10 protein-coding genes are annotated in these 11,244 nt (G+C 47.0%); 2 read left to right on the top strand and 8 right to left on the bottom strand.

The genetic code is table 11. The features are described 5' to 3' along the window. Nucleotides 1-634 precede the first annotated feature (634 nt). Nucleotides 635-1,180: a GNAT family N-acetyltransferase gene (locus tag BVI01S_RS09970; protein ID WP_061810033.1), complete on the bottom strand. Its 546-nt coding sequence runs from the start codon at nt 1,178-1,180 to the stop codon at nt 635-637. A 154-nt stretch (nt 1,181-1,334) separates the two neighbouring features. Between BVI01S_RS09970 and BVI01S_RS09965 the strand changes: the two genes are divergently transcribed. Beyond that, complete coding sequence (locus tag BVI01S_RS09965; RefSeq protein ID WP_244886917.1) at nt 1,335-2,942, top strand: amidohydrolase; 1,608 nt, start codon at nt 1,335-1,337, stop codon at nt 2,940-2,942. 58 nt (nt 2,943-3,000) lie between these two features. Here the strand turns inward: BVI01S_RS09965 and BVI01S_RS09960 are convergent, their stop codons facing one another. Both BVI01S_RS09960 and BVI01S_RS09955 read right to left on the bottom strand, forming a co-directional pair. After that, nucleotides 3,001-4,134, bottom strand: coding sequence for a DEAD/DEAH box helicase (locus BVI01S_RS09960; protein ID WP_061810031.1), 1,134 nt, complete (start codon nt 4,132-4,134; stop codon nt 3,001-3,003). Nucleotides 4,135-4,149: 15 nt separating this feature from the next. Then, a complete protein-coding gene (locus BVI01S_RS09955; RefSeq protein WP_174523021.1) occupies nt 4,150-5,466 on the bottom strand; it encodes an ATP-binding protein in 1,317 nt (438 codons plus the stop codon). Nucleotides 5,467-5,799: 333 nt separating this feature from the next. Between BVI01S_RS09955 and BVI01S_RS09950 the strand changes: the two genes are divergently transcribed. After that, nucleotides 5,800-6,108, top strand: coding sequence for an AbrB/MazE/SpoVT family DNA-binding domain-containing protein (locus tag BVI01S_RS09950; RefSeq protein ID WP_244886915.1), 309 nt, complete (start codon nt 5,800-5,802; stop codon nt 6,106-6,108). Between the two features lie 23 nt (nt 6,109-6,131). Here BVI01S_RS09950 and thrB read toward each other — a convergent pair whose 3' ends face one another. The 5 genes from thrB to leuD all read right to left on the bottom strand — a co-directional run bounded on the left by thrB (nt 6,132) and on the right by leuD (nt 11,240). Further along, nucleotides 6,132-7,067, bottom strand: coding sequence for a homoserine kinase (gene thrB / locus BVI01S_RS09945; RefSeq protein ID WP_061810029.1), 936 nt, complete (start codon nt 7,065-7,067; stop codon nt 6,132-6,134). Further along, nucleotides 7,064-8,125, bottom strand: coding sequence for a threonine synthase (gene thrC / locus BVI01S_RS09940; protein WP_061810028.1), 1,062 nt, complete (start codon nt 8,123-8,125; stop codon nt 7,064-7,066). The genes thrB and thrC overlap by 4 nt, the downstream gene beginning before the upstream one ends. Next, complete coding sequence (locus BVI01S_RS09935) at nt 8,122-9,420, bottom strand: homoserine dehydrogenase (RefSeq protein WP_061810027.1); 1,299 nt, start codon at nt 9,418-9,420, stop codon at nt 8,122-8,124. The genes thrC and BVI01S_RS09935 overlap by 4 nt, the downstream gene beginning before the upstream one ends. A gap of 231 nt (nt 9,421-9,651) precedes the next feature. Further along, nucleotides 9,652-10,608: a threonine ammonia-lyase gene (gene ilvA, locus BVI01S_RS09930; RefSeq protein WP_061810038.1), complete on the bottom strand. Its 957-nt coding sequence runs from the start codon at nt 10,606-10,608 to the stop codon at nt 9,652-9,654. A 26-nt stretch (nt 10,609-10,634) separates the two neighbouring features. Beyond that, on the bottom strand, nt 10,635-11,240 hold the full coding sequence (gene leuD / locus BVI01S_RS09925; RefSeq protein WP_034761050.1) for a 3-isopropylmalate dehydratase small subunit: 606 nt from the start codon (nt 11,238-11,240) through the stop codon (nt 10,635-10,637). Nucleotides 11,241-11,244: the final 4 nt, after the last annotated feature.

Here is an 11,244-nt window from a genome sequence, read left to right as displayed (position 1 = left end):
CACCTGCAGCGAAAAGGAACGGTCTCTGCCTTAATAAATGCTCCTTACAGAGCTACTAAGCTTTTAAAAAAAATAAAAAACCAAGAAAAAATAAGATAACCCAAGATAACCGCCCATTTCAATCCAAAAACCGCCCAAAATCGCACTATATTGATTATTCTGAACATTTGCATTAATTTTATAATTTGTTAATATATAATTAATAAATGATTCACAAAACAATCTTTAAAGGAAGGCGTGATTCCAATGAAGTGAGTTAGCAAAGCATGTCAGCATCACATCTCGCTTTTGAGATCGGCCCGTGAAAACTGATTTCAAGATGTGTGGATATGCGGGAATGCGCAATCTTATTTCAGGAGATGATTCCAATGAAGAATGTAAGCGAAGCATGCTAACATCATGGTACGCAAGAAGATAGCCCGTGAAAACTATCTTCGTAACATGTGGGCGTGTGGGAAAATCAGCGGCAAACGAAAATAAACTAATAAACCATGCAAGACCATTAATTTAATGTTAAATGAATGTTACGTATGTGTATTAGTAAGAAAGGATAGTAAAGTTAATTGAATAAGGTTTACTTAAGTTAAGACGCTGTTTATGTGGTATAGGCATAAGCAGCGTCTTAAATTTGTGGTCAATATTCTTCTTTTAATAAAGAGCAGACAGCCGCATCGCAAAATACGCCTTTTTCAAATGCCGCTTTTCGCAATACGCCTTCAAATGTAAAGCCGGCCTTTTCGAGACTATTCTTCGATGCCGTATTTTCCGGATCGTAATAGGCCTCGATCCGATTAAGATTCATTTCTTCAAAGCCGTATCCGAGGATCGGCTGTAATACTTCCGTGATGACCCCTTGCCTCCAATAGGATGGATGAACCTCAAACCCCACCTCGGCTTTAAAATGTTCTTTCTCCCATTGATGAAAACCGCAGCTGCCGATGATCTCGTCGGATTCTTTCAGGGCAATCCCCCATCGGATTCCTTCATTCAGATGAAACCTTTCGTTCCACTTTTCGATGATCTCCAGTGCCTGTCTTTCCTCATGGAACGACTCCAGATCATAATATCGGGTGACTTCTTCTTTTGAGAAATAGTCAAAAACACGGGGAGCATCCCCTTCTTTCATCTGCCGTAAGCGAAATCTATCTGTTTCAAGTGCCGGAAAGGTTCGTGTCAACATGGTCATTCTCCTTTTCTTCTTGTTCTCCTTATGTATTCAACATGGGATTTTCCAATGCCTTCTTGTAAGAGCAAGTTTTTATCATTTCACCGTTTGTGTTCTTTCCTTCATCTGGTTACAATCGATGTAATAGATGAAAAAGGATGGGGATTACATGAAGGCCGATACAATACTGGTAAGCACTGCTCTATTCACCGGGAATGCAGCTGCTCCCATCGATGGCTTCGTTGCAGTAAGGGATGACATGATCATTGGGGTCGGTCCCCGTTCTGAGATGGAGAGTTTCATAGGCCCCTCTACGGACGTCAGGGATGCCGGAAACCGCCTGGTGACGGCAGGGTTCCATGACTTTCATCTTCATTGGTTTTTAGGAGCGATGTTTGAGGGTTTTTGCCAACTGACTTTCGGGACCACAGAGGATATGACGGCGAAGATGGTGGCGGAATATGCCCGGGAACATCCCGATGAGGAATGGGTTCTTGGATTCGGATGGCATCATGTCCGCTGGCCGGACCAGACCACCCCCACCCGCCATTCATTGGACCGGTACCTGCCCCACCGCCCCGTTGTTCTGCTCAATGAAGAAGCTCATAGCGCTTGGCTGAATACAGCTGCCCTCGAGAAATTGGGGATTCACCGGGATACTTCCGCTCCTCCTTTCGGTAAGATTGAAAAAGATGCCGACGGTGAACCAACCGGATTTTTATATGAGACGGCCGTACAGTATGTGACGGAGGCTTTTACATTCGAAAGGAAAGTAAAGGACAGATTGATGAACGGAATGCTGAAGAAGACGGCATCCTATGGGATCACTTCCGTTGCCGACATGCTGCCTCTTCCCGGTTATACATTGGGAGATCCCGGGTTTTATCGGGAATTTGAAGAAAAAGGCGAGCTGACGACACGCATTCACTTCCTGGACGTGCTGGATGGTGACCTCGGGCGTGGCATTCAATTCAGGGAGAAGTATCAATCGGATAAACTTCAGTTTTCTGGTTTGAAGCAGTTCCTCGATGGTGTCCCCCTGACGTATACGGGGTATTTGCTTCAGCCATACTCAGACCGGCCGACTGAAATTGGGGGAACCATTTATGAACCACATGTGTATCAAAAATGGATCGAGGATGCTGACCGGGAAGGGTTCCGGATCCGCCTGCACGCTTGCGGGGACGCCGCTGTCCGGTTGGGCCTGGATGTGTATGAGCATGCTATGCAGGTAAATGGTGCAAGGGATTCCAGACATACGATCGAACATATTGAAGTATGCGACCCACAGGATTTCGAGCGCTTCCGGAAGCTCGGAGTCATCGCATCCATCCAGCCCGAGCATCTCACGTCGGGTTCCATGGATTCCCATGCGTATCTGGACAGACTCGGGATGGAGCGGGCACGCTATACGTGGCCGATCGGTTCATTGGACAAGCATGACGCAGCCATTGCGTTTGGAACGGACTTTCCGATTGTGGACTTGAATCCGATGCTCGGCCTGTACAGGGCGGTCACACGGAAGCATGAAGACGGCTCTCCTCAAGGCGGATGGAATCCTCATGAGAAAATTTCATTGGCCCATGCCCTGATCCATTACACGAAATCTCCTGCTTACGGAAACTTCAGGGAGCATGATTTAGGAACGATCGAAGTTGGAAAAAAAGCTGATTTAGCCGTTTTGGACCGGAATCCTTTCGAAGTTGACGCGGAGGAACTCCTTGAGACGAGTGTATGGATGACAGTGATGGACGGCAGGATTGTGTATGAAAAATAGCGACAGGGTATAACTAAATAGAGGTCCGTCCCTCATATCCGGGGACGGACCTCTTTTTTTATTTTGTTTCCGGTTGTTGCAGTCCGCCGCCGCGGATGGTCTTTTCCTGGAATGGCAGGTTAAGTTCTTTGCTTAGCTTTTCAAGGAAGCTCAGTTCACGCTTGGATACGAGGCAGATCACAGTTCCTTCTGCTCCCATGCGGCCGGTTCTTCCTGAACGGTGAATGTACTGCTTCGTGTCGCTCGGGAAATCGAAATGGATCACGTGTGTGACATCGGTGATATCAAGGCCTCGTGCCGCAACATCGGTTGTCAGAAGCATGGACACCTTCCCTGAGCGGAAACGGTCCAGGGATTGCTTGCGCTCCATCTTGTTCGATTCTCCTGCTAAGACTTCAAGCTCGACTCCCTTATATTTAAGCTTCTCTTCCATTTCAGAGAGTTTCTCCAGTTGATTGAAGAATACAAGTGCCTTGATCCCTTTGAAGTAAGAGATACTTCTGAGGGCTTCCATCTTATCCCGCAATTCACTATATACAAAGACATGGTCTACTTTCGGATTATCAAGGTTGGCTTCCATCTTGACAATTTCGTGGTTCTGTAAGAGAGATTCGGCAACTTGTTCCGTTTCATCTGATAAAGTGGCAGAGAAGAAAAGCACCTGACGTTCTTTCAAAGTCGATTTGATGATATCCTTCACTTCCCGGATATGCTCCGATGAAATCATTAAGTCAAACTCATCGACAACGATGGTTTTCACTTCATGCATCTTCAGTTTTTTCATTTTCATCAATTCGATCAGGCGACCCGTTGTTCCGACAACGATATGAGGCTTTTTCTTCAGCTTCTCGACTTGTTTCTTGACGTTCGCACCACCGATGAAGGCAGCACTCGTAATGTCCGTCCCCTTAGCCCATTTCTGGATTTCCTGGTGGATCTGCATGACCAGCTCTCTTGATGGTGCAATGATAACAGCCTGTGCCTGTTTTCTTGATGGATCGATGGCCTGGATGATTGGGAGTAAATAAGCCAGGGTTTTCCCCGTCCCCGTTGGTGATTCACACACGACATCTTTCCCTTCCATGATTAGGGGCACGACTTTTTCCTGTACGGGAGTGAATGCAGTAAACCCTGATTCTTCCCAGTTTTTCTGTAGTATTGGCGAATGGATGATGCTTGAGATTGAATTCATACGTTTCGTCCTTTCTTAATCGGTAAAGGCAGAAGGCTCTTCCTCAATGGGTAAGCTGATTTCCACTGCCGTCCCTTTTTCTTTATCACTTTGAAAGTGTATATGTCCTTTATGACGCTGGATGATTTTTTTGCATACGGCAAGACCGAGGCCCGTGCCTTTTTCTTTCGTGGAATAAAACGGTTCCCCCAGATGTTCGATTCTTTCAGGCTCCATGCCGACTCCATTATCCTTCACGATAACCTGTGCGTTTGTGCCCTGTTCTTCCAACGAAATCGAGACCTTCCCATCCTTGGACGCTGGGATGGCTTCCACGGCATTTTTAATGATATTGATGAAAACCTGTTTAAGCTGATTGGACTCTCCCGACACATACAAAGGTTTTTCAGACAGGTTTTCGTATGTAATGGACACATTATCAAGATTAGCCTGTGCTTCCATCAGGACGAGGACCTGCTGAAGGATATCATCGAGTTTTTCATGACGGAAGTGGGTTTCCTGCTGTTTCCCAAGGATCAGCATCTCACCTGAAATCAAATCAATTCGATCCACTTCTGAGAGCATAATGTCCAAATGTTCGTGATTGATGGTATTGGTCGTTTGCATAAGTTGGATAAATCCCTTGAGAGATGTGAGCGGGTTGCGGATTTCATGGGCAACGGCAGCTGCCAACTGACCAATGACAGAAAGTTTCTCCGACGCGACGACCATTTCTTCGTTTTCCCGATTGGATGTGATATCCCTTGCGATGGCGAACATTCCTGTCACCTCTCGATTAACGATAATCGGCACGAGGGAGCACCTGAGGATCTTTCCTTTATTATCGCCGATATGGATCTTCGTCTCAAAGGTGGATGCGATGCCTTTGAACGTAGCGAAAAAGTACTCTGTCACCCGCTTCATTTCTTCTTTATCCAGGAACTTACTGAATTTCACTTCCTTTAACTCTTCTTGGGTGAATTCAAGCAATCCCTCGGCTTCTGCATTTACAGAAATGACATGCCCATCCAAGCTCAGCTCTAAGACGGCATCGGGATTTTGTTCGAACAACGAGTGGTAATGCTGATTCCTTATTTGCAGCTGCTTCTCTTTTTTTGACAGTTTATCGTTTGAGAGAATCAGCTCATTGGCCCTCCGGTAAATCAGGAAAAATATGATGATACCTGTTACAAACGTAAATAGCCAGCCCTTATAGCGCTGAAAATAAATATACATACTAAGCTTTTCATGTGCAATGATCATGGATGCATAATCTGTAAACACAATCCATAATGCACCTAACAATACATAGGTGACGGATATCTTCAAGGCAATATCTTTAGCTTGTTTCATGATTTGACATTCACCTAAATTCCAATAGTCTTTCTCCTATGGTTTCTCAGTTCTTATCCATTTATCAAAAATACTCATAAGACTGAAATGCGAGAGTATTTTCATCTGTTTCATTTACTTTGACAACCCACCTAATCATAACATAGGGAGCTTGAAGGAAGAGAATAAATAATAGTATGAACCATCGGATGTTAAATGATCGTTTTCTCCCTTCGATTTCCCCCTACCCTTTCAAAGAAACTCAGCCCTTTTTCCTAATTTTTCAAATTGGCGTTTATTTTTCTTTAGGGAGGTAAAAAGAGAACAATATGATAGTGAAGGCAGGTGATACGAATGTTAAGTATGATGTATGGGAGTAAACCTTTCAGTAAAAGCGGTACAATCACTCTCCCCCATAAATGGAGGGAAAAGTTTGGACTGCTGCCGGGAAAACTTGCAGAGCTCGTCTATCAAAACAATTGCCTCTATATTAAGCAGGCCAGAAAGGACTCCACCCACAACAAACGCTACATCTCAGAAAAAGGAACGGTCCACATCCCGAAGGAACTCCGGGAAGAAATGGGCATGACGTATCCATCCTCCTACTGCCTGCACGTCAATGAGAAAGACAACTGTTTTATGATCACAACGGAGAAAAAATAAAATGAGGTCCGTCCCTCGCTGCTTTAAAGCGATGAGGGACGGACCTTTGGTTGGTGGGTGGTGATGCTGCTTCCCGTATGGGAGATGGATAGTTTGCGGACGTCCATGGTCGGGAAGGATTGTTCGAGCTGGCGGAAGAGCCATTCGCTTGCTTCCCGTTCCACAAAGCAGGCAACCGTTGGACCAGCCCCGCTTAAAGCGACGCCGAAAGCACCGAAACGATCCGCCACTTTTTCAACGGCATCGTAATGGGGTAGAAGCTTTCTCCGGTGAGGCTGATGGTAACGATCCCGTTTCATCATCTTTCCGACCATTTCCCAATCACCGGTCAGGAACGCCGCAACTAAAACATTGGATACCGCTCCAGCACTGACGGATTCTGCAAATGATAGGGATGAAGGGAGGACATTTCTCGAATCCGACGTTTTCAGCTCTGCTTTCGGTATGACACATACAACATCGATTGGAAGGTCAGGCACCGTGATCAGGTTAACACCCTTTTCATCCTGACAGCTGACAACAAATCCTCCGTAGAGAGATGCCCCGACGTTATCGGGATGACCTTCGAAACGATTTGCCAGAACCAGCTTCTTTTCCTGTGTCAAGTTGAGATCGCATAAAGCATTGGCGAGTTCGACCCCTGCCACGACAGCCGCTGCACTGGATCCGAGACCCCTGGTTAATGGGATATCACTTGATACGTATAAATGACATGGTGCAGGCTTCCTTCCATATTCACCCGCCACTTCCTTGACGACTTCTACGATGAAATGCGACTCATCTTCAGGAAATACCTCCAGGGCCGCTGACAAAGGGATCACCTGCCAGTCATCTGCTTCATGTGCCTCGACGGTTAAAAAGACCTCCAAAGCCAGGCCAAGTGAGTCAAATCCTGCTCCTAAATTAGCTGTGCTTCCCGGGACGATGATTTTCCACGAGCGCGGTTCCCGGCCCTTCATACCCCGATCGTTCCCTTGATATAATCCTTCACCAGTTCACGATCGTTTGGCAGCTTCACCGGTGTCACCGGGCTGCACTCCATGGCCGTAACCGGATCTTTCAATCCATTCCCCGTCAATACCGCGACTACCTTCGCCCCTGGTTCAAGAAGCCCTTTTTCCAATGACTTCTTGATCCCTGCGATGGAAGCACAAGAAGCCGGCTCCGCGAAGATCCCTTCTTTTCTTGCCATCAGCTGATAGGCTTCCAGGATTTCTTCATCCGTCACTTCATCAATATGGCCGTTGGATTCCTTCAGTGCGTCGACGGCCAATGTCCAGCTCGCCGGGTTCCCGATGCGGATGGCAGTGGCAATCGTTTCGGGCTGGGGAAACACGCGGTCGTGGACAAGAGCCGCTGCCCCCGATGCCTCAAAGCCGAACATGCGGGGAAGCGATGAAGCGCTGCGATCTGAATATTCCTTGAATCCTTTCCAGTATGCTGATATATTGCCTGCATTCCCGACAGGTATCGCGAGCACATCCGGGGCTTCCCCTAATCCTTCGATGACTTCGAAGGCCGCTGTTTTCTGTCCTTCCAGTCGATATGGATTCACCGAATTCACAAGCGTGACGGATTCCGTTTTACTCAGTTCCCGGACAATCTCCAGGGCTTCATCGAAATTCCCTTCGATTGAAATGATCTCGGCCCCGTACATGACGGCCTGAGCCAATTTCCCTTGGGCGATTTTCCCCTCCGGAATGACGACGATGCATTTGATCCCCGCCCGTGCCGCATAAGCTGCAGCTGAAGCAGAAGTATTGCCTGTCGATGCACAAATGACCGTCGTGCTGCCTGATTCCACCGCTTTCGCAACGGCCAGGACCATCCCCCGGTCCTTAAAGGATCCTGTCGGGTTCGCCCCCTCAACCTTTGCATAAAGCTCGATGCCCCACTCCTCGGACAACGACTTCAACTCGATCAATGGTGTGTTTCCTTCGTTCAAGCTTAAAAGGGGAGTATCTGCATTTAATGGAAGCTGTTCTCCGTACTCTTCAAGTAGTCCTTTCCATCTCATCCTTTTTCTCCTCCTTCTACGCGGTATGAACTTTCAATTGAATGAACCGCTTCATAATCCTTCAGCTCCATGAGGATATCTTCATAATGCTCCAGGGATGCCTTATGAGTCACCAGGACGATTTCTGCAAACTCATCACTGTCCAGGGGATTCTGGAGTATTTTTTCGAAACTGACTCCGTGATTCGAGAAGATGGACGTCAGTTTGGCCAATACGCCCACTTCGTCACGAACGTGCAGCCGCAAGAAATATTTTGAATGAATTTCATCAGGTTCTTTTAGTTTCTTCGGGAACTGCGGATTCACGGCACTCTTCCCATTCACGCCCAGTCTCATATTCTTCATGATTCCCACCATATCGGATACGACAGCAGTCGCTGTCGGAAGACTCCCTGCACCTGGACCGTAAAACATCGTTTCTCCCACCGCTTCACCGTACACGTACACGGCATTATATTCATCATGTACAGACGCGAGGGGGTGTTCATTTTGCAGGAGGGTCGGCTCCACGCTTACTTCGACCTTTTCCCCTTCCCGGTGGGCGTAACCGATGAGCTTCATCGTATAACCGAACTGTTCGGCATATTGTATGTCATCTCCCGTTACTTCCGTGATCCCCTTCACTTTCACATCCGCCAGGTCCACATTCATGGAGAACCCCAGGGTGGACAGGATCGCCATCTTCCTTGCCGCATCCAATCCGCCGACATCTGCCGTCGGATCCGATTCAGCATAGCCGAGATCCTGGGCTTCCTTTAGGACATCATCGAAGGTCCGTCCCTCTTTCGTCATCTTTGTCAAAATGAAGTTCGTTGTCCCGTTGACGATTCCCATCATTTTCGTGATGCGGTCCGAGGCAAGGCCGTCTACTAAACTCCTTAAAATCGGGATACCTCCTGCGACGCTTGCTTCGTAGAATAAGTCACAGCCATTTTCCGAGGCCGCTCTTAATAATTCAGGTCCATGGAGGGCCATGAGATCTTTGTTTGCCGTGACGACATGCTTACCTTCGTTTAATGCATGCAGGAGATGCTCCTTCGTTGCTTCGATTCCACCCATGACCTCGACCACAATATCAATTTCAGGGTCAAACAGGACTTCCTCAGGATTTAAGGTTAATATGCTGTTTTCGATTTCCAGTCCCCTGTCTTTCTCTAAATCCTGAACGAGGGCTTTTTTCACCGTCACCGGGCAGCCGATCTGATGAGACAATTTATCCTGATGATTCTCTACTATCTTCACCACTCCGGCTCCCACCGTTCCGAGTCCTAAAAGTCCGATTGAAATTGATTCCATAAGCCGAAAACCTCCATTTGTTTATTTCTGGTGTACATTTGTATTTGTATAGTGGACATTATAGTTGAAAAAATTACCTATTACAATAGGTTTTTGCGCATTTTCAGAATGTAAGAGCTTACAAGTTTAATTAATTTGATTGTTCTAGTTATCTCCACGAAAAATCATATCAACTTGCTAAAAACAGAGGACCGCTCCCAACTACTCACGCAGTTAAGAGCCGTCCCATCTTTACACAATATGATGCAACTGTCTGGCCATTTTGGATAAATCCCGATAAACAGGGATTTTACTCGGATCGGCGTTCCCGCCGCTGATGACGCAGCCTACCTTCTTCCCCTGTACCTTGACTTTTTGACACATGGCTGCCGCCAAGGATGCGGCTCCCGCTCCTTCGACCAGGGTTTTCTCCCGTTGAAGCATGAACATGATGCTATAGGAGATTTCTTCATCGGTCACGGTGACCATATCGTCCACATACTTCCGGATGATCGGAAACGTGAGCTCTCCAGGCGTCTTGACAAGGATCCCGTCTGCAATGGTATGAACATGCTCAAGGGAACCTTTATTGCTTCCTGTAAAAAAATTATACGTAGCCGGCGCCCCCAAAGCCTGCACGCCGACAATCTGTACGCGGGGATTAAAGGCTTTCACGGCCAGTGCCATCCCTGCGAGCAAGCCCCCTCCACCGACGGGGACGAGAATCATGTCTAAATCACTGAGCTGTTGAAGCATTTCCAGTGCGACTGTCCCTTGTCCAGCCATCACTTTATAATCATCAAATGCATGAACATACGTCGAGCCTTTTTTGATTTTCTCCTCAAGTGCTGCCCCATAGGCTTCCTGATAGGTGTCTCCAGTCAAAACGATTTCAGCTCCGTAATGTTTCGTTGCCGCAACTTTAGTAGAAGGCGTCCGCTTTGGCATGAAGATTTTGGAAGGGACCCCTCGCTTGGAGGCAGCCAGCGCCACCCCTTGGGCATGATTTCCTGCCGAAGCGGCAATGATCCCCCTCCCTGCTTCTTCTTCAGACAATGACATGATTTTATTCATGGCACCCCTTACTTTGAAGGAACCTGTCCGCTGCAGGTTCTCCATTTTCAAATAGACTTCTCCACCAGTGAACGCATTCAGCGTCGATGATTGCTTTAACGGTGTTCGATGCACCTGATGACTGATTCTTTCCATTGCTTCTACCACTTCAGTGTTATCCATTAAATTCCCAAGTCACTCACCTCATATTTTTTTTCGTAGTCTTCGATATGTTTACCGTAATGCAACGTTAAATCGATTTCATCCAGACCCTTCAGAAGCATCGTCTTCCAATAAGGATCAATGTCAAAGGAGACACGTAGCCCCTCAGAATCACAGATGGTCTGGTGCTCAAGGGACACTTCGATTTTATATAAATCAACTTGACTCTCATTCTTCATCAGGCTATCGACTGTTTTATCATCCAACTGAATCGGAAGGATCCCATTCTTTAAACAATTGTTATAAAAAATGTCCGCAAAGCTCTTCGCGATGATCACCTGAAATCCATAGTCCTGAAGGGCCCAGGGTGCATGTTCCCGTGAAGACCCGCATCCGAAATTCTTTCCGCCGAGAAGAATCTCTGAATCCCGGTATTTGGGGGTATCCAATAAGAAGTCATGTCTCAGGGACTTCCCATCGTCTTCAAACCGCCAATGGTAAAATAAGAACTGACCGAAGCCTTTACGCTCGATCCTTTTCAAGAATTGTTTCGGTATGATTTGATCCGTATCTACGTTGTCCCTCCTGAGAGGAAAAACATTCGCTTCCACATGATTGATTGCCACCCTT

This window comes from Rossellomorea vietnamensis NBRC 101237, assembly GCF_001591825.1.
Taxonomy (GTDB): domain Bacteria; phylum Bacillota; class Bacilli; order Bacillales; family Bacillaceae_B; genus Rossellomorea; species Rossellomorea vietnamensis.
Note: the sequence above shows the minus strand (reverse complement) of the source record. Positions and strands in the feature narration are given on the sequence as shown.

Excerpts from the sequence above, each read along its gene's own strand:
- BVI01S_RS09970 (WP_061810033.1), bottom strand. The coding sequence starts at position 1,180 with ATGTTGACACGAACCTTTCCGGCACTTGAAACAGATAGATTTCGCTTA.
- BVI01S_RS09965 (WP_244886917.1), top strand. The coding sequence starts at position 1,335 with ATGAAGGCCGATACAATACTGGTAAGCACTGCTCTATTCACCGGGAAT.
- BVI01S_RS09960 (WP_061810031.1), bottom strand. The coding sequence starts at position 4,134 with ATGAATTCAATCTCAAGCATCATCCATTCGCCAATACTACAGAAAAAC.
- BVI01S_RS09955 (WP_174523021.1), bottom strand. The coding sequence starts at position 5,466 with ATGAAACAAGCTAAAGATATTGCCTTGAAGATATCCGTCACCTATGTA.
- BVI01S_RS09950 (WP_244886915.1), top strand. The coding sequence starts at position 5,800 with ATGTTAAGTATGATGTATGGGAGTAAACCTTTCAGTAAAAGCGGTACA.
- thrB (WP_061810029.1), bottom strand. The coding sequence starts at position 7,067 with ATGAAGGGCCGGGAACCGCGCTCGTGGAAAATCATCGTCCCGGGAAGC.
- thrC (WP_061810028.1), bottom strand. The coding sequence starts at position 8,125 with ATGAGATGGAAAGGACTACTTGAAGAGTACGGAGAACAGCTTCCATTA.
- BVI01S_RS09935 (WP_061810027.1), bottom strand. The coding sequence starts at position 9,420 with ATGGAATCAATTTCAATCGGACTTTTAGGACTCGGAACGGTGGGAGCC.
- ilvA (WP_061810038.1), bottom strand. The coding sequence starts at position 10,608 with ATGGAAAGAATCAGTCATCAGGTGCATCGAACACCGTTAAAGCAATCA.